This window comes from Streptomonospora sp. PA3 (assembly GCF_009728995.1).
Lineage (GTDB): Bacteria > Actinomycetota > Actinomycetes > Streptosporangiales > Streptosporangiaceae > Streptomonospora.
Genome location: NZ_VTZW01000008.1, coordinates 240,240 through 264,509 on the forward strand (window position 1 = coordinate 240,240; position 24,270 = coordinate 264,509).

The 24,270-nt window shown below is 71.2% G+C and carries 16 protein-coding genes; 8 read left to right on the plus strand and 8 right to left on the minus strand.

What is annotated here, in order from left to right:
* Positions 1–201 precede the first annotated feature (201 nt).
* Together FZ103_RS06955 and FZ103_RS06960 are read left to right on the plus strand one after the other, a co-directional pair.
* The gene (locus FZ103_RS06955; RefSeq protein WP_186355934.1) at positions 202–1,110 is read left to right on the plus strand and encodes a lysophospholipid acyltransferase family protein; all 909 of its coding nucleotides are present in this window, start codon (positions 202–204) and stop codon (positions 1,108–1,110) included.
* Between the two features lie 706 nt (positions 1,111–1,816).
* Complete coding sequence (locus FZ103_RS06960) at positions 1,817–3,700, plus strand: carbohydrate-binding module family 20 domain-containing protein (protein WP_155999724.1); 1,884 nt, start codon at positions 1,817–1,819, stop codon at positions 3,698–3,700.
* Between the two features lie 133 nt (positions 3,701–3,833).
* Here the strand turns inward: FZ103_RS06960 and FZ103_RS06965 are convergent, their stop codons facing one another.
* The 3 genes from FZ103_RS06965 to FZ103_RS06975 all read right to left on the minus strand — a co-directional run bounded on the left by FZ103_RS06965 (position 3,834) and on the right by FZ103_RS06975 (position 6,154).
* Positions 3,834–4,571: an endonuclease/exonuclease/phosphatase family protein gene (locus FZ103_RS06965; RefSeq protein WP_186355935.1), complete on the minus strand. Its 738-nt coding sequence runs from the start codon at positions 4,569–4,571 to the stop codon at positions 3,834–3,836.
* A gap of 78 nt (positions 4,572–4,649) precedes the next feature.
* Positions 4,650–5,600 carry an ROK family glucokinase gene (locus tag FZ103_RS06970; protein WP_155999726.1) on the minus strand — a complete coding sequence of 317 codons (951 nt, stop codon included), beginning with the start codon at positions 5,598–5,600 and terminating at the stop codon, positions 4,650–4,652.
* Positions 5,601–5,716: 116 nt separating this feature from the next.
* Positions 5,717–6,154: a hypothetical protein gene (locus tag FZ103_RS06975; RefSeq protein WP_155999728.1), complete on the minus strand. Its 438-nt coding sequence runs from the start codon at positions 6,152–6,154 to the stop codon at positions 5,717–5,719.
* Positions 6,155–6,391: 237 nt separating this feature from the next.
* Between FZ103_RS06975 and FZ103_RS06980 the strand changes: the two genes are divergently transcribed.
* The gene (locus FZ103_RS06980; RefSeq protein WP_186356010.1) at positions 6,392–8,188 is read left to right on the plus strand and encodes a long-chain fatty acid--CoA ligase; all 1,797 of its coding nucleotides are present in this window, start codon (positions 6,392–6,394) and stop codon (positions 8,186–8,188) included.
* Between the two features lie 180 nt (positions 8,189–8,368).
* Here FZ103_RS06980 and FZ103_RS06985 read toward each other — a convergent pair whose 3' ends face one another.
* The 5 genes from FZ103_RS06985 to FZ103_RS07005 all read right to left on the minus strand — a co-directional run bounded on the left by FZ103_RS06985 (position 8,369) and on the right by FZ103_RS07005 (position 14,339).
* Positions 8,369–9,520, minus strand: coding sequence for a glycosyltransferase family 4 protein (locus FZ103_RS06985; protein ID WP_186355936.1), 1,152 nt, complete (start codon positions 9,518–9,520; stop codon positions 8,369–8,371).
* A 199-nt stretch (positions 9,521–9,719) separates the two neighbouring features.
* Positions 9,720–9,983 carry a hypothetical protein gene (locus FZ103_RS06990; RefSeq protein ID WP_155999732.1) on the minus strand — a complete coding sequence of 88 codons (264 nt, stop codon included), beginning with the start codon at positions 9,981–9,983 and terminating at the stop codon, positions 9,720–9,722.
* Between the two features lie 137 nt (positions 9,984–10,120).
* A complete protein-coding gene (locus FZ103_RS06995) occupies positions 10,121–11,128 on the minus strand; it encodes an NlpC/P60 family protein (RefSeq protein WP_186355937.1) in 1,008 nt (335 codons plus the stop codon).
* A 484-nt stretch (positions 11,129–11,612) separates the two neighbouring features.
* Positions 11,613–12,608, minus strand: a complete 996-nt coding sequence (locus FZ103_RS07000; RefSeq protein ID WP_155999734.1) for an NlpC/P60 family protein — start codon at positions 12,606–12,608, stop codon at positions 11,613–11,615.
* Between the two features lie 330 nt (positions 12,609–12,938).
* On the minus strand, positions 12,939–14,339 hold the full coding sequence (locus FZ103_RS07005; protein WP_155999736.1) for an NYN domain-containing protein: 1,401 nt from the start codon (positions 14,337–14,339) through the stop codon (positions 12,939–12,941).
* 409 nt (positions 14,340–14,748) lie between these two features.
* On the opposite strand from FZ103_RS07005, the gene FZ103_RS07010 reads away from it, so the two are divergent.
* From FZ103_RS07010 to FZ103_RS07030, 5 genes are all read left to right on the plus strand, one after another.
* Positions 14,749–16,497 carry a DEDD exonuclease domain-containing protein gene (locus FZ103_RS07010; protein ID WP_186355938.1) on the plus strand — a complete coding sequence of 583 codons (1,749 nt, stop codon included), beginning with the start codon at positions 14,749–14,751 and terminating at the stop codon, positions 16,495–16,497.
* A gap of 58 nt (positions 16,498–16,555) precedes the next feature.
* The gene (locus FZ103_RS07015; RefSeq protein WP_155999738.1) at positions 16,556–17,317 is read left to right on the plus strand and encodes a rhomboid family intramembrane serine protease; all 762 of its coding nucleotides are present in this window, start codon (positions 16,556–16,558) and stop codon (positions 17,315–17,317) included.
* A 55-nt stretch (positions 17,318–17,372) separates the two neighbouring features.
* A complete protein-coding gene (locus tag FZ103_RS07020) occupies positions 17,373–17,651 on the plus strand; it encodes an Lrp/AsnC ligand binding domain-containing protein (RefSeq protein WP_186355939.1) in 279 nt (92 codons plus the stop codon).
* Between the two features lie 203 nt (positions 17,652–17,854).
* Positions 17,855–21,385 (plus strand): helicase-related protein, encoded by a 3,531-nt coding sequence (locus FZ103_RS07025; RefSeq protein ID WP_155999740.1) that lies wholly within the window; start codon positions 17,855–17,857, stop codon positions 21,383–21,385.
* Positions 21,382–24,246, plus strand: coding sequence for a DUF1156 domain-containing protein (locus tag FZ103_RS07030; protein WP_222936542.1), 2,865 nt, complete (start codon positions 21,382–21,384; stop codon positions 24,244–24,246). The genes FZ103_RS07025 and FZ103_RS07030 overlap by 4 nt, the downstream gene beginning before the upstream one ends.
* Positions 24,247–24,270 lie beyond the last annotated feature (24 nt).

Consider the following 24,270-nt stretch of genomic DNA (forward strand, 5'->3'; position numbering starts at 1 on the left):
CGGCCGCGGCCTCCGGCGGCCGGCGCGGGCGCGCGGCGGCGGTTTCGGGCCGCCCCACCGCCACTACCTGCGGGTAACTTGTTCCGACATTGGTGGTGCGCCGCCGACAATGGGAAGATGGCGGCGATTGTTCGTGGAAGCGGGAAGGCTGACGTGGCGAGTTCGTCCAGGCGCGCCCCGCGCGGGCGGGAGTGAGTGCCGGTGTTCTACTGGGTTGTCAAGGCGATTCTGGGGCCCGTGCTCGCGGTGCTGTGGCAGCCGCGCGCCGAAGGGGTCGAGAACGTGCCCCGGCACGGGCCGGCGATCATGGTCGGCAACCACCTGTCGTTCTCCGACCACTTCTTCGGGCCGCTGCCCCTCCCCCGCAAGATCACGTTTCTGGCCAAGGCCGAATACTTCACCGGCACCGGGCCGAAAGGGCTGATCAGCCGCCTCTTCTTCACCGGGGTCGGCCAGATCCCCATCGACCGCTCCGGCGGCAAGGCGAGCGAAGCGGCCCTGCGCACCGGCCTGAAGGTGCTCAAGCAGGGCAGGCTGCTGGGCATCTACCCCGAGGGCACCCGCTCGCCCGACGGCAGGCTCTACCGGGGCCGCACCGGCGTGGCGCGCATGGCACTGGAGTCCAGGGCGCCGGTGATCCCGATGGCCATGATCAACGTCGACAAGATCATGCCGCCGGGGCGCACCGTCCCCAAGCTCGGCATCCGGCCCAAGGTCGTCTTCGGCAAGCCGCTGGACTTCTCCCGCTACTACGGCATGGAGAAGGACCCGCGGGTGCTGCGCGCCGTCACCGACGAGATCATGTACGCCCTGATGGAGCTGTCGGGCCAGGAGTACGTGGACCGCTACGCGCAGTCGGTCAAGGCCGAACTGGAGGCGGCGGCCAAGGAGGAGAAGAAGGAGCAGCACGCCGGCGAGAAGGAGCGCAAGCGCGCCGAGCGGGCCGAGCGCAAGAAGCACGGCAAGGGCTGGCGCGAGCGCCTGCGCCTGCGGCGGCGCGGCCGTCCGGCCGCCGAGGCCGACACCGACCCCGAGGGCGTCCCCGCCGCCGATCAGGAGACAGGCGGCACCCGCTCCGGCGAGAACGAGAACCCGGGCACCGCCGCCTAAGCCGCGTTTGAGAACGGTAGGGGCGCCGCTTTCGAGGAACCCACCGGGTACCGCCTGGGGCGGCCGCCATCGGCGGTGCGGCAATGGGCGCGCCTCGCGTAGCGCGATGCGCCCGCCCGTCAGCCCGCCGCCACCCCATCGGAGACGCTGCGCGTCACGTGCTTGCTTGCCGCCGAGCGCACGCTGCACCTGTCAGACGGAGCCGTGCCACCGGTGGCGGGGCTCCGGCGCAACGGTGATCCGTGCGCTCGGCGGCAAGCCGGCGCAGAACAAGTACGTGGCGCGCAGCGCCTCCGTTAGGGGCGGTGGCGGGTGACGGGCGGGCGCTACGCGCACCCCGGCCCCGTTGGCGCAGCCGCTGTGGTGACCGGATTCTCCGCTACGGGCCGCCGGACCGCGTCCGCCTGCAACGGATTGCAGAGCTTCCAGTTCGTTTGCGGAATTCCGCGATCTCACCGAGCGCGATCCTCGCTGATCATCGCCGCCACGCTCCGCCACCGTGCGTAACCGGACCGCCGCGCGAAGGAGAACCCGCAGGCGGAAGCGGTGATGCAAGCCCGGGCGATCGGCTGCCCGCACCGCATGACCCCATTCACACGAGCACGGCGGCTTGCTACATTCGACCCCTGCGCCGCAAACGGTTTCTGAAATTGCGTGAAACAGAATGCGGGCCCCCGCCCTGTCCCCCATCCGCCCGGGAGGCGCGATGCAGCAGATCCGACGACTCGGCGCCGCGGCGGCGTGCGCCGTGCTGGCCGCGGTGGGCGCCGCGGTCCCGGCCGCGCCGTCCGCGGCCGATCCCGCCCCCTCGCCCGTCCGGCCCGCGGCGGCCGCCCCGGCCCAAGCCGAGCGCGAGACCATCGTCCACCTCTTCCAGTGGCGCTGGGAGTCCGTGGCACGCGAGTGCGAGGAGGTCCTGGGCCCCAACGGCTACGGAGCCGTGCAGGTCTCACCGCCCCAGGAGCACGTGGTCCTGGAAGGCGAGGGCTATCCCTGGTGGCAGGACTACCAGCCGGTCTCCTACTCCATCGACAACACCCGCCGCGGCACCCGCGCCGAGTTCGCCGACATGGTCGCCCGCTGCCGCGACGCGGGGGTGAAGATCTACGTCGACGCCGTGATCAACCACATGACCGGAACGGGCTCGGTCGGCGCCGGCCCGGGCAGCGCCGGGCACACCTACGAGAAGTACTCCTACCCCCACGTGCCCTACGGCGACGGCGACTTCAGCGACTGCCGCACGGACATCTCCGACTGGAACGATCCGCAGCAGGTGCACGACTGCGAACTGCTGGCCCTGTCGGACCTGGACACCGGCTCCGAGCACGTCCGCGGCACCATCGCCGGCTACCTGAACGACCTCGTCGGCCTGGGCGTCGCCGGCTTCCGGATCGACGCCGCCAAGCACATGCCCGCCGAGGACCTGGAAGCGATCTTCGCGCGCCTGGACGACGTCCCCGTATTCGGGGGGCGGCCCTACATCTTCCAGGAAGTGCTGGAAGGCGGCGGGCCCGAGTCGATCCGGCCGCCCGGCTACACCCACCTGGGCGACGTCACCGACACCCGCTACCACAGCACCGTGGCCGCTGAGATCCGCGACGGGCGGCTGGGCAGCGTGCTGGAGACCGTGCGCAACGACATGGCCGTCGGCAGCGAGCAGGCGGTGGTCTTCGTCGACAACCACGACACCCAGCGCAACGACACCTCCATCAGCCGCCAGGGCATGGGGCAGCGGCACACGCTGGCCCAGGCGCTCACCATCGCCCAGCCCTACGGCACCGCCAAGGTGATGTCGAGCTACCGGTTCGACTCCGCCGACCAGGGGCCGCCGACGACCGGCACCGAGGCGGGCGACCCGGCCGGCGCCCTCACCGCGCCCACCGACTGCGGCCGCGAGCAGTGGTTGTGCGAGCACCGCGACCTCAACGCCATGCCGACCTTCGCCAACGCCGTCGGCGACGCGCCGGCGACCGAGCGGGCGCGCGACGGCGGCGCCCGGATCGCCTTCGACCGGGGCGAGGCCGGGTTCGCGGCGTTCAACGCGACGGGCGCGCCCTGGACGCTGACCGCGCCCACCGCCCTGCCCGACGGCACCTACTGCGACGTCGCCAACGGCACCCTCGGCGCCTCGGGGCAGTGCGAATCGGCCGCCTACGAGGTCGCGGGCGGCGAGGTGAGCGTCACCGTCCCCGCCGAAGGCGCGGTCGCCCTGCACACGGGCGCCGCGTGCGCCGACGGGCAGGACTGCGGCGCACCGCCCCCGGACGGCGGGGACGAGTGCGCGGCCGTCTCCGCGGAGTTCTTAGTCCAGGCCGATACGTGGTACGGGCAGAACGTGCGCGTGGTGGGCTCCGTCCCCGAGCTGGGTTCGTGGAACCCGGACGAGGGGCTGCGGCTGTCCACCGACGACTCCAGCTATCCCACCTGGAGCGGCGCGGTCGACCTGCCCGCGGGGACCGACTTCGAGTACAAGCTGGTCAAGGTCGATCCCGACGGCACGGTGACCTGGGAGTCGGGCGCCAACCGCGCCGCCTCCGCCGACTCCCCCGGTACCGACTGCGCCGCGGTCTTCACCGCCCGGTGGCGCTGAGGGCCGGAGCCCCGCCCCGGCGAAGGCCCGCCGAGCGGCGGCCCGGCCGAGGCCCCTGACCGGCGGGCGGCCCGCTCCCCTCCGCGGGCCGCCCGCCTTCGCGTCGTCGCCCTTTGCGGCCCCTGCCGCCCCGTCAGTTCCCCTCGGGCCCCTCCTCGGGCTCACCGGGGAGCAGGATGTCGGCGAGCACCGGGCGGTGGTCGCTCGCACGGGCCATGTCGGCGGGGTCGGCCGGCCCGACCGGCACCCCGGCCCGCAGGACCTTCACGTCGCCCGAGGTGAAGATCCCGTCGATGCGCCTGCGCGGGTCGCGCGCGGGGAAGGTCGCCTCCTCACCCCACGGATGCTCGCCGGCGGCGTCGCGCAGTCCGGCCGTGAGCAGCCGCCAGGCCGGGCTGCCGGGGACGCAGTTGGCGTCGGCGGCCAGCACGGCGGGCCCCGGGTTCTCCACCGCGAAAGCGGCCAGGTGGTCCACCGCCTCGCCGGCGTGGTGCAGGCGCGCTCCCGCGTGCAGGTCGAGATGGGTGCAGGCGACCAGCAGCGGGTGGCCCTCGACGTGCAGGGCGGCCATGGACAGCGTCCGCACGAGCAGGCCGGGGTACCGCCGCAGCACGCGGTGGCCGATGCGGTGCACCTCGATGCCCGGGCGGCACAGGATGGCGAGCCCGCCGGTGCGCCGGCTGATCGCCGGGACCATGCCGATGGAGCGGTCCAGCCGGCGCCGCCGGGACTGCCAGCGCAGCAGCCGCGGCGCCTCCTGCAGGCACACGATGTCGGGGCGGCAGGCGTTCACCACCCGCGCCACCGCCGTGGCGTCGTCGCGCAGGGCGTGCACGTTGTAGGAGAGCACGCGGATCTCGGAGTTCGACACATCCGTTGACTACCCGCGCCGCGCGGTCCGATAGCCGCCCGGCCCCGCGCCCGTCCCAGTCTTCCGCGTCCGGCGGCGTCAGCGCAGCGCGAGGTCCGCGGCGCCGACGATGCCCGCCTGGGAGCCCAGCTCGGCGATGCGGATGTCGGCCAGGCGGCGGGTGGAGCGTCCGGTGACGTGTCGGGCGAAGGAGTCGCGGACCGGGTCGAGCAGGATGGCGCCGGCGTCGGAGACCCCGCCGCCGATCACGAACAGCTCCGGGTCGAGGATCGCGGCGAGGTCGGCCAGGCCCAGGCCCACCCACTCCGCCACCGCGGCGAAGCAGGCCAGGGCGCCCTCGTCGCCCTCCTGGGCGGCGCGGGTGATGGCGCTGCCCTGGATGTCCGCGGCGCTGCCTCCGGCGAGCTCCACCATCCGCTCGGCGCGCTTGGGTTCGGCGCGGGCGAGGTCGAGGGCCTCGCCGACGAGGGCGCGGCCGCTGGCGTACTGCTCCCAGCAGCCGTGGTTGCCGCATCCGCACCGGCGCCCGAACGGCACGACCCGGTAGTGGCCGACCTCCCCGGCCACGCCGTAGCGCCCCCGCTGGAGTTCGCCGTTCATCACGATGGCGCCGCCCACGCCCGTGCCCAGGGTGACGCAGACGACGTGCTCGCTGTCGCGGCCGGCGCCGAAGCGGGCCTCGGCCCAGGCGGCGGCGTTGGCGTCGTTCTCCACCACGACGGGCAGGTCCACGCGCCGCCGCAGGCGCTCGGTGAAGGGCTCCTCGTGCAGGCCGAGGTTGGCGCCCAGCACGATGGTGGCCCGGTCGGCGTCGACGAATCCCGCGGTGCCCACGCCGACGGCGGCGATGGCGCCGTCGGCGTGCCTGCCGCGCAGCTCGCGCACGGCTGCGCCGACCGTGTCGGCGAGTGCCTCGCCGTCACCCCACGGGGTGGGGTGTTTGACGACGTCGCGGATCCGCCCGCCGGAGTCGACGATCCCCGCGGCCACCTTGGTGCCGCCGATGTCCACGCCGATCGTCATCCCCATGGGCGGTTCCTCCTCCTGCTGGTCTCCGGACGCACGCGGCGCCGGACGCGCTCGCGGCACGAAGGGCGGGAGCGGGGACGGCGCGGCGATTGGACTAAACCATTCCGCGCCGGAGTCTAGTGTCCTCCGCCCCCGGAGATCTCCCGCGGTGCCTCCACACTGCCCTGCTCGGTCTCCGAGCGCCGGGAGGAGTACTGCTCGGGGTCGGGGGTGCGGCGCTCCAGGGCGCGTTCGACCACGCCCAGGGTCTCGCCCACCGCGCCGACCACGGCGATACCGGCCCGCCCGAGGTGGCCGGCGACCTCCGGCCCCTTCTTGCGCGCGATGCCCATCAGCTCCTCCAGCGGGGAGGGCTGCGGCTGGGGCTGCTCGTACTTGAGGGCCTCCTCCCACACGTCGCCCTTGCGCGGCGGCGCCGAGGCCGCGGTGGCTCCGCGGCGCACTCCGGCGACCAGCAGGCGCCGCTGCAGTGAGTCGACCATGCGCAGCGCGTCGTCGATGATGTCCTGCGAACCGCTGTCGGTGCGGTCGGCGTCGCGATCGGGTTCGGCCATGGTGCACTCGCCCCGCTTCCGTGTGCTTCGAGCTCTTGCCCGTCACGTTAGCCGCCCGCGGTCCGAGGGTGGCGGCGCGCCCGGGGAAATCCGGAAGCGTACGCCCCGCCGGGGCCCGCGCACACCGGCGCGGATCACTTTCGGATACCAGGTGAGAACGTGTTCTACCCGTGGGTAGGGAAAGTTGTTACCGTCGTTGCTGTCCCCTCGTGGAAGCAGATGTCCGGGAGCAATGACGTGCGCGAATACAGCAGTCCGGTAAAGGTGGAGGTCGCGGCCGAGTCGCGGCTGCCTGACACGCTCTTTGCACGGGCGGAGGAAGAGCCCGACGCGGTCGCGTTCCGCCGCCAGGAGGCGGGCCAGTGGCGCGACGTCACCTGCGCGCAGTTCCGCGACGACGTCGCCGCGATCGCCAAGGCGCTGATCGCCGCCGGCGTCGAGCACGGCGACAGGGTCGGCCTGATGTCGCGCACCCGCTATGAATGGACCACGATCGACTACGCGATCTGGTCGGTGGGGGGCGTGACGGTCCCGATCTACGAGTCCTCCTCCGAGGAGCAGATCTCCTGGATCCTCAGCGACTCCGGCAGCCGGGCGGTGTTCGCCGAGTCCGCCGAGCACGTGGCCCGCATCGAGTCCGTGCGCGCGGACCTGCCCGAGCTGAGCCACGTCTGGCAGATCGAGGGGCCCGGCTTCGCGGAGTTCCAGCGGGGCGGGGCCGAGGTCGCCGACTCCGTCGTCGAGGAGCGGCGCAAGGCCGGCACCGCCGACGAACTGGCGACCCTCATCTACACCTCGGGCACCACCGGCCGCCCCAAGGGCTGCGAGCTGACGCATCGCAACCTGCTCTTCACCATCCTCAACGCCATCCACGGGCCGCTGCACGAGGTGTTCTCCATCGAGGGCCGGTCGACGCTGCTGTTCCTGCCGCTGGCCCACTCCTTCGCCCGCGTCATCCAGGTCGGCTGCGTGGAGTCGCGCACGGTGATGGGGCACTTCCCCACCACCGGGCCCGAGGTCATCGACGCGCTGGGGTCCTTCCGCCCCACCTTCCTGCTCGCGATGCCGCGGGTGTTCGAGAAGGTCTACAACAAGGCCGAGCAGAAGGCGGTCTCCGAGGGCCGCGGCCGCATCTTCCGCGCCGCCGCCGACACCGCGATCGCCTACAGCCGCGCGCTGGACACCGGCCGCGTCCCGCTGTCGCTGCGGCTGCGCCACGCCCTGTTCGAGCGGCTGGTCTACGGCAAGATCCTGGCCGCGGTCGGCGGGCAGGCCCGCTACTCCGTCTCCGGCGGTTCCGCGCTGGGCGAGCGGCTGGGCCACTTCTTCCGCGGCGTGGGCCTGACCATCATCGAGGGCTACGGGCTCACCGAGACCTCGGCCCCCACCTCGGTGAACAGCCCCTCCAAGAACAAGATCGGCACGGTCGGGCCGCCGCTGCCGGGAGTCGCCCACCGCATCGACGACGACGGCGAGATCCTGGTCAAGGGCGACCACGTGATGCGCGGGTACTGGCAGAACGAGAAGGCCACCGCCGAGGCGTTCGACGCCGAGGGCTGGTACCGCACCGGCGACCTCGGCAAGCTCGACGAGGACGGCTACCTCGCCATCACCGGCCGCAAGAAGGAGATCATCGTGACCGCCGGCGGCAAGAACGTCGCGCCCGCGGTGATCGAGGACCGGCTGCGCGGCCACGCCATCGTCAGCCAGTGCATGGTGGTCGGCGACAACCGCAACTTCGTCTCGGCGCTGATCACCATCGACCCCGAGGCCTTCGAGTTCTGGAAGAAGCAGCACGGCAAGAGCGGGACCATCGCCGAACTGGTGGAGGACCCCGACCTGGTCGCGACCGTGCAGGAGGCCGTCGACGACGCCAACAAGGCGGTCTCGCGCGCGGAGTCGGTGCGCAAGTTCACCGTCCTGCCGGTCGACTTCACCGAGGAGGGCGGCCAGATGACCCCGTCCCTCAAGGTCAAGCGGCACGTGGTGGCCAAGCAGTTCAGCGACGAGATCGAGCGCCTCTACAGCAGCTGAGCGGCGGGTTCTCCGGTGGAGGCGCGTCCGCGGGCCGGCCGCCTCCACCGAGGGCCGCGGCAGGGCCTGCCCCGTCCCCCGGGGACCCGGGCGCCCACCTCCGGGCCGGGAGCCGCCGGCAACCGCCCGGAGCCGCAGGTGCGCGCCCTTCCCGGCGCATGCCGCCGGCTCGATCGGCGCTCAGCCCTCCAGCAGTTCCCCCAGCCGGGCCGACACCTGGTCCCAGGTCCATTCGCGCCGCACCCACGCGCGCCCGGCCCGGCCCATGGCGGCAGCCTGCTCGGGGTCGGACAGCAGCCGGATGAGGGCTCGCGCCGTCGGGCCCGGGCGGGTCCCCTCGACCACCAGCCCGGTCTCGCCGTCGCGCACCGCGTCCGGTGCGCCGCCCGAGCGCCCGGCCACCGCCGGCAGGCCGCAGGCCGCGGCCTCCAGGTAGACGATCCCCAGCCCTTCGACGTCCAGGCCGCCGTTGCGGGTGCGGCAGGGCATGGCGAACACGTCGCCCGCGTCGTAGTAGGCGGGCAGGTCCGCGGCGGGGACGTCGCCGGCGAAGCACACCGAGTCGGCGATGCCCTGTTCGCGCGCCATCGCCTCCAGGCGCCGCCGGTAGGGGCCGCCGCCCACCAGGAGGAGCACCGCGCCGGGGACGTCGGCCAGGACCCGCGGCCAGGCCCGCAGCAGCGTGTCCTGGCCCTTGCGCGCCACCAGCCGCGACACGCACACCACCACCGGGCGCCCGGTCAGGCCGTGGCGCTCGCGCACGCCCTCCCCGCCCGCTCCGGGACGGAACCGCTCGGCGTCGACGCCGGGCGCCAGCCGGCGCATGCGCGCCGCGGCCGCCGGCGAGAGCGCCCGCGCCAGGCGGGCGCGCGTGTAGTCGCCGAGGTAGGTCAGGGTGTCGGTCTCCTCGCCGATGCGATGCAGCGCCCGGCGCGCGCCCGGCAGCGCCGACCAACCGGTCTCGTGGCCGTGGGTCAGCCCCACGATGCGGCGCACTCCGGCGCGGCGCAGGCCGCCGGCCATCAGCCCCAGCGGGGCCGCGGCGCCGAACAGGACCGAATCGCACTCCTCCAGGGCGGCGATCCGCTCGGCCCGCCGCCGGACGGCGGGGGTGGGCAGCAGCACCGGGGTCCGCTCGCGGACGACGGGGAACGGCAGCCCCAGATCGAAGTCGGCGGCCCGGCCCCATGCCGCCGAGCCCTTCCGCCCCGGCGTGGAGCAGTAGACGACCACCGAGTCGGCGGGCCTGCGCAGCGCGAGCTCGTGCACGAAGGCCTGGATGCCCCCGGGGCGGGGCGGAAAGTCGTTGGTGATGATCAGCGTACGCGGCACGCGGCCGAGTCTAGATCCTCGTCCGCGCCGCGGACCGGCGAGGCCCGCAGGCGCCCTCCCGGCGCCTGCGCATCCGGCCGCCCGAGGTGCCTCCCGCCTGCTTCCTCGCCGCGTCCCCGTGCCCGCTAGGGCGCCTCCTGCGACCGGGTGTGCCCGGGGGCCGCTCCGCCGAGAACCGGGAAGCGCGCGCCGGTCCCCTTCAGGTCCTCGGGGCCTCCAGCGTGTCCATGCCCGGTGCGGGCGGGCGGGCCGCACCCGCGAACAGCAGCTCGGCGACGGCCTCCAGAGCCGGCGGAGCGGTCCAGGCGTCGCGCTCCAGGGCGTCGGCGATCCGCCGGCCGTCGACCTCGGCCGAGAACCTGGTGTCGGCCCGGTAGTACTGCGCTGCGGAGGCCTCCGCCGCCGGAGGGCGCGGGCCCTTCAGGGCGTCGGCGCCCCGCACCGGCGCCCCGGCGGTGTGCACGGCCAGAGCCAGGACGTCCCAGGGTGCGCAGCGCGTGGGACGCTGCGCGTCGGCGCCGGTGAGCCCGTTCGGGACGGGCGCCGGCGCGCGGACCTCGGCGTCGAGCGCCGCTGTGACCGCCGACCGCGCCGGTGGCGTCAGGGCCGTACCGCCGAGTGGAAGTTGCTCTGGTAGTAGCTGCTCAGCTCGACCTCGGCGACCGGCTTGGACGGGTTGGACGCGTGCACCATCTTGTTGTTGCCGACGTACATGCCCACGTGGCTGGGGCCGTCGTAGAAGAAGATCAAGTCGCCGGGCTGCATCGCGTCCCAGGAGACCGGTGTGCCGGCGTTGACCTGGTCGTAGGTGGTGCGCGGCAGGCTGACACCGGCCTCGGCCCAGGCGGCCTGCATCAGGCTGGAGCAGTCCCACACGTCGGGGCCGGTGGCGCCCATGCTGTAGGAGTCGCCGATCTGGGCGTAGGCGAAGTCCAGGGCGACCGCGGCGCTGCCCGAGGCACTGCCGGTGTAGCTCGCGCCCGTGTCCCCGGTGCCGACGCCGGCGTTGGCGGCCGCCGCGGCCTCGGCGGTGAGGTCGTCGAGGATGTCCTGCTGCTTGTCGATCTTCTTCTCGGCCTTGTCCTTGGCCTCTTCGGCCTCTTCGAGCTTGTCCTTGGCCTCGGACTTGGTGTCCTTCGCCTCGGCCGTGAGGTCCTCGAGCTTCTCCTGCTGCTCGGTGTACTCGATGAGGCTCTGGCGCTGGTTCTCGGACAGGTAGCCGAGGTCGGCCGCCTGCTCCAGGGCCTCCTCGGGGCCGGTGGAGCTCAGCAGGTAGGCGGGGGAGCCGAAGTCGGCGTTGGTGTAGGCCGCGTTGGCCAGCCCGCGGATGTCATCCTGCATGCCGTCGATCTTGTCCTGAGTGTCCTGCTTCTCCTCGCGCAGGTCCTCAAGCTTCTCCTTGGCGGCGTCGTGGTCCTGCTTCGCCTGGTTGTACTTCTCGGCGAGCTTCGCGTGCTCCTCTTGGAGCTTCTCGATCTTGGCCCGCACCTCGTCGGCGGTCGGCTCGGCGACCGCGGCGCTGGAGGACAGGATCAGAGCGCCTGCGGCGACGAAGCCGACGGTCGCGAGATGCCGGCGGAACGAGCCACGTTCATGGCGATCATCCACGATGGTGGCACACCTTTCTGCCAGGGGGCCGCCGCCGGGAGATCCCCGGGGGCGGGCGGACGCGGCAGGCCGCGTGGAGCCGTCGGCGCCGCTTGATGGCTGATAGCACCCGGGGACTGCGCGTGCGGCACGCGGGGGGAGGTGCCGCAGGGGGGCTTCCCGGCTCCGCCGACCGAGCAGTGGGGCGGCCGTGGGCGGAGTTCGGCGGGAGCCGGCCGCTGCCACCCTTCTGATGGCAATTACCGACGACCGGACTCGGCGAGGAACACTAGTGCATCCCAAGCACCATACTCAACCGATTCGTTACGATTTCCGGCTCTTTACTGCATGTCCGTATTCCTGTTCCGGTCTGCCCCGATCGGTGCGCCGGAGCGCCTGACCGGCCCGCGGAGACCCGAATCGGGCCGATACGGGCCGGGCCGGATCGCGCCGGGTGTGACCAGCGGCACCGGCCCGCCCCGCCGACCGGGGCGGGCGCAGGGCGCTACGGGCGGACGCCGAACTGGAACTGGCTGTCCCAGTAGCCCGACATCGACACGACCTCGACGTTCTTGCCGGTGCGCGGCGCGTGGACCATCTGGCCGTTGCCGACGTAGAGGCCGTCGTGGCCGAGGCTGCCGTAGAAGAACACGATGTCGCCCGGCTGCAGCTGGTCGCGGGTGACGCGGTGGCCGACCTCGGCCTGGGCGTAGGTGGTGCGGGGCAGGCTCACGCCGGCGGCGCCCCAGGCGCGCATGACCAGGCCGGAGCAGTCGTAGCCGTCGGGACCGGTGGCGCCGTAGACGTAGGGCTTGCCGACCTGGGCGAAGGCGAAGTCGAGGGCGGCGCGCGCGTCGCCGGAGGCGGGACCGGTGTAGGAGGCGCCGGCGGTGTCGTCGCCGCCGGAGGCGGGGTCGGCGCTGGGGAACTCGGCGAGCAGGTCCTCCTGCTCGGCGATCTTGTCCTCGACCTTCTCCTTCTTCTCCTCGATCTCCTCCTTCTTGTCCTTGGCCTCCTCAAGGGCGGCGTCGGCCTCGTCCTTCAGCCGGAACAGGCGCTCGGCGGAGTCGCTGAAGTCGTCCAGCTTCTCCTTCTGGTTCTCCGAGAGGTAGCCGACGTCGGCCGACTGCGCCATCAGGTCTTCCGGGTTGTCGACGCTGATGACGTTGGCGGGCGAGTCCAGGTCGGTGCCCTGGTAGGCGGCGCTGGCGAAGTGGGCGACCTCGTCGCGCAGCTTCTCGTAGCGCTCCTTCTCGTCGCCCACCTCGTCCTTGAGGTCGTCGGCCTTCTCCTTGGCGGCCTCGTAGTCCTGCTTGGCCTCGTTGTAGTCCTGGACGATGCCGTCGGCCTGCTCCTGGAGTTCGTCGAGCTTGGCCTCGACCTCCTCCTGGGTCGGCTCGGCGTAGGCCACCCCGGAGGGCACGATGAGGCCTCCGGCGGCCACGACCCCGAAACCGGTCGCGATCCGGCGGGCCGTGCGCCGACCACCTGTGCTCGTCATGGCGGTCCACGCTCCTTACGGGTCAGTCCACATGCTCGGATGAGGGGGGATGGCGGGGCGGTGCGACCGGGCGCAGGCACGGTGCCGGGTGAGCGGGAACCGCGGGCGGTGTGCCGGAGCACCGGTCGGCGCGGCGGCGGGAGAGCGCCGCCGCACCGGGAGGCCTCCCGCAGAGCGCGAAACCCGGCGGCCGCTCGCCGCGTACGCCGGTGCGACCCTCGCTCTGCGCGGGAAGCCGGTCAAGCTCCGGATAGAACTTAGCGGACCGGACAGGGCGCCTCAACCACGAGGGCGCTCGCGTCACCCGCTGCACACGGGGTTTCGGACGCCTCAAGCACCCCCGAGCCGGCGCAGCAGCAGTGCCGAGGAGACCGTGCGCGCGCCCTCGCGGCGCACCGCGGTCACGATCTCCCGGTCGGAGGTGACCACCGCCAGCGGCCTCCCCCGGGGCTCGGCGCGCACCAGCCGGACGATCAGCTCGTCGGCGGTCTCGTCGGGTTCGCTGAACAGCAGCCGCACCCGGCGCGTCGCCGAGAGGACCGGCGGCGTGCCGACGTCGGCACCGTCGAAGACGCAGGTGATCTCCGCCTTGGTGCGGCTGGCCAGCCCCTCCAGCGACGACAGCAGCCGGCTGCGCTGGTCGGCCAGCGGCAGGGTGCCGTACCCGGTCTTGGTGACGTTGTAGCCGTCCACCAGCAGGTGCATCCGCGGCAGCCGGAGCAGCTCGTCGACCAGGCCGGGGTCGTCGTCGGGCAGCCCCTGGCCGGGAACGGGCGCGTCCTGGTCGGCGGGCTGCTCGGCGACCAGGTCGGCCGGGCTCTCGATGGAGCTGGGCAGCGCCAGCTCGCGGCGCAGCCCGTGGGCGGCCTCCAGCAGCACGTCCAGCAGGACGCGCAGCCGCGCCTCGTCGGCGCTGCGGCCGGCGCGGGCGGCGCGGCGGGCGTTCTCCACCTGCGTCTCGGCCGCGGAGAGGCGGTGGCGCAGCCGGCGGTTCTCCGCCTCCACCGCGTTGACCTGGCCGGTGGTGGTCGCGGTGCGCTCCTCGGCCTCCGCGATCGCCTGCTCGGCCTCGCTCGCCGCCTCTCTGGCGCGCTCGCGCTCGGTGTGCAGCCTGCGGCGCAGGTCGGCGATGGTGCTGCGCTGGTCCTTGAGCTCGGCGCGCAGCCGCGCCAGCTCCTCGCGCTGGTCGTTCTTGACCTCCTCCAGCCTGCGGCGCAGGTCGGCGATGGTGTCGGCCGCCTCGTCCGCCTCCTTGGCGCTCTCCCGGCGGTCCAGCTCGCCGCGCACGCGTTCGACGACGTCGCGCCAGCCTTCGGGGCGCAGCAGATAGGCGGCCGCCGCCACGGCGACGGGGTCGGCCGCCGGAGGGACGACGCCGCGGCGCAGCTCGCCGGCCAGCTCGGGCCAGACCTGCTCGACGCGCTCGGCGACCTGCGCGCGAAAGCCGGCGTCCGACTCCAGCTGGGCGGCGATCTGGGGCCCGGCCAGCCGCGCGCGGCGGCGCGGCTCGAACTTGGCGACCCGGCGCAGCACCGGCGGCAGGTCGGCCATCCGCATCCCGCCCAGCACGTCGGAGCCGTACTCGACGACCCGTGCGCGTACCGCCTCCGGCAGCGGACGCGGCAGGTCCTCCCCGCCGCCTCCGGAGCCGCTCTCGCCGCCGCAGGCCCGGCCCGCGGGTTCGTCGGCGGGGCCGCCGGGCTCGGGACTCCCTCCCGCCTGGGAGGTCATGCCCGCACCGCCGGTGCGGGCCCCGAGCCGCGGCCCGGGGCGGCGCGCAGGCGCGCCCCGCGCCCGCCGAGGCGCCGCCGGATCGGGCCGCCGGGAGCGCGCCGCCCGCGCCAAGGCGGGACCGGGTTTCGCACAGCCATCTCCTCCGACCTCCTGCACTCCAGCCTGAAGCTTCGCAGCGCGCCCAGACCGCGCCGCGGCGGTCGCGGCTGCCCCGCCCCGACCGCCGCGGCCCGGCCTCGCGCGGAGTCTGGGCCATCTTTCCACGGTGATCGACGCGGAAACCGGCCCAACCGCTCGCACCGGGCGCGCCCGACGGCGGCTGCACACGCGTCCACCTGCACCGACGCCGGCCCGCACCCCCGGCCCGGCCGCGGATTCCGTCGCAGCCCCCGTTTACCCTGTCCGGGTGGCCGAGCAGCACACCCCCGTCCAAGGCACCCTCGACGACCTGGGCACACCCCTGGCCGAGACCACCTTCACGGTCGTCGACCTGGAGACCACCGGAACACGCGCCGACTCCGCGGGCATCACCGAGATCGGCGCGGTGCAGGTGCGCGGCGGCGAGGTCCTCGGCGAGTTCTCCACCCTGGTCAACCCCGGTCTGCCCATCCCGCCGTTCATCACGCTGCTCACCGGGATCACCCAGGCCATGGTCGCCCCCGCTCCCCCCGTCGAGGCGGTGCTGCCCGGCTTCCTGGAGTTCGCCGCGCTGGACCGCGGCGCGATCCTGGTCGCCCACAACGCCCCCTTCGACGTCGGGTTCCTCAAGGCGGCCTGCGCCGAGTACGGCTACCCCTGGCCGTCGCCGCAGGTCGTCGACACCGTCGCCCTGGCCCGGCGGGTGGTCACCCGCGAGGAGGTGCCCAATCACAAGCTGGGCACGCTCGCGGGCTTCTTCGGCGTGGCCGACCAGCCCACCCACCGGGCCCTGGACGACGCCCGCGCCACCGTCGGCGTGCTGCACGGCCTGCTGGAGCGCCTGGGCTCCTTCGGCGTCGGCACGGCCGAGGAGCTGCGCCGGTTCCGCTCGGCGCCCACCGCCGCGCAGCGCACCAAGCGCCGCATCGCCGAGGGCGTGCCCGAGGCCCCCGGCGTCTACGTCTTCACCGACGCCAAGGGCGAGGCCCTCTACGTCGGCAAGAGCACCAACCTGCGCCGGCGGGTGCGCTCCTACTTCACCGGCTCGGAGAAGCGCGGCCGCATCCGCGAGATGGCCGGCCTGGTCGAGGGCGTGACACCCATCGTGTGCGAGACCGGGCTGGAGGCCGAGGTCCGCGAACTGCGGCTGATCGCCGAGCGCAAGCCCCCCTACAACCGGCGCTCGCGCAACCCCGAGCGCGCGCCCTGGCTCAAGCTGACCGCCGAGGACTTCCCCCGCCTGTCGATCGTGCGCACCGTGCGCGACGACGGCGCGCCCTACCTGGGGCCCTTCCGCTCGGCGCGCGAGGCCGAGCTGGCGCGGGAGGCGCTGCACCAGTCCTTCCCCCTGCGCCAGTGCACCCGCAGGATCACGCCGAAGAACCCCACCGCCGCCTGCGTGCTGGCGGAGCTGGGCCGGTGCGGCGCCCCCTGCTCGGGTGCGGAGTCCGCCGAGGACTACGCGGTGCACGCGCGCGCCGCTGCGGGAGCCATGACCGCCGATCCCGCGGCCGTGGTCGAGCGCATCACCGCCCAGATCCGCGAGCTCTCGGCCGACCTGCGCTACGAGGAGGCCGCCGCCCACCGCGACCGGCTGGCCGCCTTCCTCACCGCCGCCGCCCGCAGCCAGCGCCTCGCCGCCCTGTCTGCCATCCCCGAGCTGGTCGCCGCCGCGCCCGCGCGCGGGCCCGAGAGCGCCGTGCGGCCCGGCTGGGAAGTGCACGTGGTGCGCCGCGGCCGCCTGGCCAACAGCGGGTTCATGCGGCCCGGCGACGACCCCGCGGAGTTCGTCGCGGCGCTGGTGAGCACCGCCGAGTCGGTCTTTCCCGGCCCGGGCCCCGCCCCGTGCGCCAGCGCCTGGGAGATGGAGTGCGTGCTGCGGTGGCTGGAGTCCCCGGGCGTCCGGCTGGCCGAATCCGCCGAAGGCTGGACATGCCCCGTCAATGGGGCGGAGAAGTACCGGCACCTGACAGACTGGGAGCGCGGCGGCGGCCTGTCGGCGCTCTCCCACCGCTGAGCCGGGCGGCGGACGGCCACTCGCCCGCACTGACACGAGCCTGCCCGAGGGAGTGCAGATGGCGGGAATCCCGCTGAGCGACGACTACCCGGTGCGGCGCGTGCCCACGGTGACCTACGCGCTCATCACCGCCAACGTCCTCGCCTACCTGCTCTCGCCGCTGTCGCTGCTGGCCGTCTGGTACGGCACGGCCGACCTGCCGCGCGAGTGCGCGGTCGAGCACTACTTCCTGCGCTGGGCGGCCGTTCCGGTGGAGCTGCTGGGCGGTGCGCAGGTCGAGGGGTCGGGGTCGTGCCCCGATCCCGGGCACACCAAGGTCGCCTGGGTGTCGGCGCTGACGTCGATGTTCATGCACGGCGGCGCGCTGCACCTCGTCGGCAACATGGTCTACCTGTTCGTGTTCGGACCGGTGGTGGAGGACCGGCTGGGACGGCTGCGCTACCTCGGCCTCTACCTCGTCAGCGGCCTGGTGGCCACCTACGCCTTCGCCCTGACCCAGGCCTCGGCCGAGGTGCCCCTGGTAGGCGCGTCGGGGGCGATCTCGGGGGTGCTGGGCGCCTACCTGCTGGTGCAGCACCGCAGCCGGGTCGTCACCCTGGTGTTCATCGTGGTGCCGGTGCGCCTGCCGGGATGGGCGCTCGTGGGCACCTATTTCATCCTCCAGTATTTTCTCTACATCAGCATGTCCGCCTATCCCGGCGCGGAGAGCGGCGTGGCCTACGCCGCCCACGTCTACGGCTTCATCGCCGGAATGCTGGGGGCGCTGCTGATGCACCGCATACGCTGGCGCTCCGGCACCCGCCGCTCCGACGTCTACTGACGGCGCGCCGCGGCGGCGCGGCACCGCCGGCCCACCGAAACCAGGAGGAAGCCCCGTGATCACCGCGATCGTCATGATCAAGGCCGACGTCGCCCGCATCCCCGAGGTCGCCGAGGCGATCGCCGACATCGACGGCGTCAGCGAGGTCTACTCGGTCACCGGCGGCGTCGACCTGATCGCGATGGTGCGGGTGCGCGGCCACGAGGACCTGGCCGAGGTCATCCCCGGCCGCGTCAACAAGGTCCCCGGCGTGCTCTCCTCCGATACCCACATCGCCTTCCACGCCTACTCCAACCACGACCTGGAGGCGGCGTTCTCGCTGGGCATGGAGTGAGGTCCCCAAGAGCCCGGCAGCCAGCCGGCGCCACACTTCCCGGTTCTCGACCGGCCGGATCTGATGAGCCACCTCCCGGTGAGCGTCCCAGGACCGGAACCGGCCGCACGAGCGCTGTCGACAAACCCTGCGACTCCACTGATTTCTGTCCTTCACGGCCGCTACGTTGGTGAGCCATCCTCCGGTGAAGGGAGCATACGGCGATGGACGACGGCCGATCCCCCGGCGTGAAGCTGGAAGACCTCACCCCCGAAACGCTTGTCACGGGAATCACTCCGGGTACCGCCGTCAAGGTCGTGGCCACCATGCCGCACGGCCCCGACGCGGTCACCCTCGTCTACTCCTACGGAGACAACCAGCTCGACCAGACGGTCCTGACGCGCGAGGACGAGCCGCGCTTGGCCATCGCCGAGGACACTTCCTATTCCTTCACCGCCGATCCGGAGGAGTTCAAGCTTGCCGCCGAGGCCATGCGTATCCGTATGGCCGCATCCTTCGACCCGATGCCCGCGATCAACACGTCCTCGCTGGAGCCGCTGCCACACCAGATCCAGGCGGTATACGGACACATGCTGGCCCGCCACACCCCGCTGCGGTTCCTGCTCGCCGACGATCCGGGCGCGGGCAAGACCATCATGGCCGGGCTGTACATCAAGGAGTTGAAGCTGCGCGGCGACTTGAACCGCTGCCTGATCGTCGCGCCCGGCGCGCTGGTGGAGCAGTGGCAGGACGAACTGCTGGAGAAGTTCGGCCTGAGCTTCGAGATCCTCACCCGCGAACGCGCAGAGGCGATCAACGACGGCACCGTATTCGACCACTGCCCCCTGCTCATCGCCCGCATGGACCAGGTCAAGCGTCCGCCCTTCATCGAGCAGTTGCAGGATGCCTCCTGGGACCTGGCGGTGGTGGACGAGGCCCACCGCATGTCGGCGCGCATGTCGGCAGGCAAGGTGGAGCGCACCGGCCGCTACCGGCTGGGCGAGGTCCTCAGCACCACCGCACGCCACTTCCTGCTCATGACCGCCACTCCGCACGCTGGAAAGGAGGAGGACTTCCAGCTCTTCCTGCGGCTGCTGGACCGCGACCGCTTCGAGGGCGGCTACGACGCCAAGGTGCACAACCGCGCCGACACCACCGGGCTGATGCGGCGCATGGTCAAGGAGGACCTGCTCACGTTCGAGGGCAAGCCGCTGTTTCCCGAGCGGCGGGCGAGCACTATCAGCTACGAGCTGAGCCCGCCTGAGCAGGACCTCTACGAGGCGGTCACCGACTACGTCCGCCACGAGATGAACCAGGCCGACAAGCTCAAACACGCCGGCGACACCCGCCGGGGCAACACGGTCGGATTCGCTCTAACCATCCTGCAACGCAGGCTCGCCTCCAGCCCGCAGGCGATCCTGCGGTCGCTGGAGCGCAGACGCGACCGGCTGGACGGGCGCCGCCGCGAGATGCAGCAGGCGTTGGACAACGCCAACGGCTTCGGTACCGAGTTCACCACCGACGTCGGCGACCCCGACGATCTGGACGACCAGCTCCCCGGCGCCGAGCTGGAGAAGCTGGAGGACGAGGTCGTCGACGCGGCCACCGCCGCCCGCACCATCCCGGAGCTGGACAAGGAGATCGAGAGCCTGCATGGTCTGGTCCGCCAGGCCCGCGACGTCTTCGCCGCGAAGGTGGACCGCAAGTGGCAAGAGCTCGCCGCCCTGCTGGACAGCGAGCACATCCGCGACCCCCGGGGCGAGCCGCGCAAGCTCATCGTCTTCACCGAGCACCGCGACACCCTGAACTACCTGGTGGAGCAGATTCGCAACCGGATCGGCCAGGACGAGGCGGTCGTGTCCATCCACGGAGGCATGGCTCGCGACATTCGCCGGACGACCACCGAGGTCTTCACCCAGGACCGCCGGTGCCGCGTGCTGGTCGCCACCGACGCCGCCGGTGAAGGCCTGAACCTCCAGCGCGCCAACCTGATGGTCAACTACGACCTGCCGTGGAACCCGAACAAGATCGAGCAGCGGTTCGGCCGCATCCACCGGATCGGGCAGAGCGAGGTATGCCACCTGTGGAACCTGGTGGCGCCCGACACCCGCGAGGGTCAGGTGTTCCAAACCCTGCTCGCGAAAGTCCAGCAGCAGCAGAAGGCGTACGAGGGCCGGGTATTCGACGTCCTGGGCGAGGCGTTCCAGGAGACCCCGCTGCGGTCGCTGCTGATGCAGGCCATCCGCTACGGCGAGCAGCCCGAGGTCCGCAGCCGCCTCGAGCAGGTCATCGACGAGCAGGTGGGCGAAGGGCTGGCGGAGCTGCTGGAAGAGCGCTCCGCCCAGCACGACAAGCTCGCCGACGCCGACGTGGCCGAACTGCGCAGGCGGATGGACGAGGCTCGCGCCCGCCGCCTGCAACCGCACTACGTGCGACAGTTCTTCCTGGAGGCGTTCGCCCGGCTGCGCGGCCGGATCAGCGAGCGCGAGACCGGTCGCTACGAGGTCACCCGCGTTCCCGCGCGCGTACGCGACCACTTCCGCGGAGCCCGCCCCGGCAGACGCCTGCCCGAGCGCTACGTGCGGGTGGTTTTCGACCGCGACCTGGTCCGCGGCACGGCCGAGCGCAAACCGGCCGACCTGCTGGCACCCGGTCATCCGCTGCTCGACGCGGTGGTCGACATCGTCACCGAGGACTACGGTCCGCTGCTCCGCGAGGGCACCCTGCTGGTCGACGACACACCCGCCGGCGCCGATCCACAGGCCCGGCCCCGGCTGCTTGTGGCGCTACTCCAGGAGATCACCGACTCCGCCGACCCGCCCCGCACGGTCAGCAAGCGGTTCGACTTCGTGGAGCTGGACGCCGACGGCTCGGGCAGCACGGCGGGAGAGGCCCGCTACCTGGACTACCGGGCTCCGCAGGATGAGGAGTACGCGGCGGCTCTGGGGCTGGCACAGGAACCGTGGCTGCAATCCGGCGTCGAGCAGTTGGCGCTGTCGTGGAGCGTGCAGCACACCCTGCCCCAGCACCGCGAGGAGATCGAGAGCGACGTCACGGCGAACGTGCGGCACGTGCGCAAACTGGTCGAGGAGCGGCTCACCGGGCAGATCAACCACTGGGACACCCGCTATCTGGAGCTGACCACGCGTGAGGCGGAGGGAAAACCGGTAAAGGAGAGCCCGGATTACGCCCGCCGGACGGCTAGCGAGTTGGAGAAGAGGCTTGATGCGCGGCTGCTGGAGTTGGATCGCGAACAGCGGCTCAACACCCGATCCCCCCTGATCGCGGGCGCGGTGCTGGTGGTGCCGCGCAGCACGCTGGACCGCATGCTGGGCCGCCCGGCCAGACCCGACCGGTATGCCGACGACACGCGGGAGACGGATGAGCGGGCCGTCGCAGCGGTGCTGCGGGCGGAACGGCTGCTGGGGAGGGATCCGGAGGAGATGCCGCACAGCAACCCCGGTTTTGACATCCGGTCGCGCACGGCGGACGATCGCTGGGTCTACCTGGAGGTCAAGGGGCGCAGGACCGGCGCGACGGCGTTCTGGGTCACCCGCACCGAGGCCCTCAAAGGCAAGAACCTCGCCGCCGACTTCCGGCTGGCGCTGGTGGAGGTGCACCCGGACGGCCCGGATGCCGACAGGGTGCGCTACACCGTCGATCCGTTCAAGGATTTCAACCCCGGCGATTTCCGCCTTACCGGTATGGAAGGCGACTGGGCCGTGGAATGGGCACGAGGAGGAGACCCCGTATGACGACCGGTGAGGCCGGTACCCCCGGTACGGCCGACATGAGTGATGCGGCCGACTCAGCCAACACGGCCGATACGGCCGAGGGCGGCGGGTACCGCAAGAAGCTCATCGAGGTGTCTCTGCCGCTGGAGGCGATCAACCGGGAGTCCGCCCGGGAGAAGTCCATTCGGCACGGGCACCCGTCCACCCTGCACCTGTGGTGGGCGCGCCGGCCGCTTGCGGCGGCGCGGGCGGTGCTGTTCGCACAGTTGGTGGATGATCCGTCCAGCCGACCGGAGGAGTTCCCGACGACCGAGGAACAGGACGCCGAGCGGAAGCGGCTGTTCGGGATAATCGAGGAACTCGTCAAATGGGACAACATCCACGACACCCGCCTCTACAAGGAGGCGTATGCGGAGATCCTGAAATCGACGGACGGGAATCCGCCGCCGATCCTGGACCCGTTCGCGGGGGGCGGCACCATTCCGCTGGAGGCGCAGCGGTTGGGCCTGGAGGCGCATGCGTCGGACCTGAACCCGGTAGCTGTGCTGATCAACAAGGCGCTGATCGAGATTCCCCCGAAGTGGGCGGGACAACCGCCTGTGTTTCCGGGAGCGGCCGACCAGCGCGCGGATTGGCCGGGGGCTACGGGGCTCGCGGAGGATGTGCGGCGCTACGGGAAGTGGATGCGCGACGAGGCGGAGAAGCGCATCGGGCATCTGTATCCGAAGGCGAAGCTGGAGAACGGGGAAGAGGCCAACGTTATTGCCTGGATTTGGGCGCGGACGGTGACGTGTCCGAATCCGGCTTGCCAGGGGGAGATGCCGCTGGTGCGGTCGTTCTGGCTGGGGAAGAAGAAGGGAAAAGAGCGGTACATCGAGCCAGTCGTTGAGGATGGCAAGGTTCGGTTCGAGATAATGGGACCGGAGGGAAGCCCTCGAGAGGGAACAGTTGGACGCAAGGGAGCAACTTGCCTGATTTGCGACACCCCCGTTCCACTTTCCTACATCCGAAACGAAGGCAAAGCGAAAAAGATCAGAAAAAAGCTGATGGCCATTGCCGCAGAGAACAATCGCCTCCGCAGTTACATAGCACCCACACCAGAACATGAAATGGCAGCGGAAACACCCTTTCCTCCAAACACTCCCAATGGAGAGTTGGCCTATTATCCGCGAGACAACAAGGCCCTAACCTACGGAATGAAAGATTTCACGGATCTTTTTACAAATCGCCAGTTGACTTCACTTGTTACGTTCAGTGAATTAATAGATGATGCCCGAGACCATGCATTCAAACGTGCAAATGCGTCGCTGCCAAACGGAGGCCCTTTAGCTGAAGGCGGAAACGGCGCAAGAGCATATTCAGAATCCATTGCCACGTACTTGACATTGGGAATAAGCAGACTCACCGACATATCAAATGCTCTATGTCGCTGGGAGAACACTAAAACTCAAGTACGGAACCTTTTCGGACGGCAAGCAATTCCCATGGTTTGGGATTTCGCCGAGACACAGCCATTTGGAAATGCCGCTGGCGGATTTTTGATTAGTCTCGGAAACCTCGTCAAATCAATTGAAGCAGTGCCCACCAGCAAGCATGGAGTCGCAGTTCAAGGAGATGCCTCGACACGGAGCTATCAGAACCTTCTGGTATCTACGGACCCACCATACTACGACAACATAATCTATTCTAACCTCGCAGACTTTTTTTACATTTGGCTACGCCATTCACTCAATGCAGTATTTCCAAATTTGCTAAGCACTCTACTCACACCAAAAACATCAGAACTAGTGGCAAACAACTATCGTCATGGCGGAAGAGAATCCGCCACGAAATTTTTCGAGGACGGGTTTCAAGAGACGTTCAATCAAATCAACGCGGGTTCGCCTGAAAAGTTTCCAACCACCATTTTTTACGCTTTCAAGCAGTCAGAAAAAGATGAGAACGGTGAAGCTTCTACAGGCTGGGAAACTTTGCTCGAGGGGATGATCCGGTCGGGCTGGGCGATCACTGCGACTTGGCCCCTCCGCACCGAGCTGGGGAATCGTATGATGAGCCACGATATGAATGCGTTGGCGTCATCGATCGTTCTCGCCTGTCGCCCTCGGCGCGACAACACCGGAAGTATCAACAAACGCGACTTCATCGCCGAACTGCGCGACGAACTTCCCCTCGCACTCCGCGACCTCCAACAAGGCTCCATCCCTCCCGTCGACATGGCCCAAGCCGCCATCGGTCCCGGGATGGCCGTGTTCTCCCGCTACTCCCGCGTCGAGGAACCCGACGGTTCCGCCATGCGCGTGCGCGAAGCACTTCGCCTGATCAACCAGATCCTTGCCGAAGTCCTCTCCGAGCAGGAGGGCGATTTCGACGCCACGACCCGCTGGTGCATCGACTGGTTCAAGTCCTACGGCTTCGATCAGCACGACTACGGCACCGCCGAAACCCTCTCCCGGGCCAAGAACGTCTCCGTCGAGGGCCTGAAGCGCGCCGGCGTCATCCAATCCGGCGGCGGAAAGGTGACCCTTCTTCCCCCCGCGAAGCTGCTGGCCGACTACGACCCCACTGCGGACACCCGGATCTCCGAATGGGAGACCGTCATGCACCTCGCCAAGCGGTTGGAGGAGCAGGGCGTCAACGCGGCGGCGCGGCTGGTTGCCGCCGCTCAGGCCAAGGGGGTCGACCTGGACTCGGCGAAGGAACTCGCCTATCTGCTCTACTCCATCGCCGAGCAGCGCGGCTGGGCACAGCACGCGCTGCTGTTCAACAGCCTCGGCACGTCCTGGAACGAGCTGGAGGGCCTGTCGCAGGCGGCGGAGATCCGCACACCTGCCCCGGTGCAAGGGGCACTAGACGACCTCGTCGAGGATTCCGAGGACGTCTAGGAATGCGGCCCATGAGCGGGACTC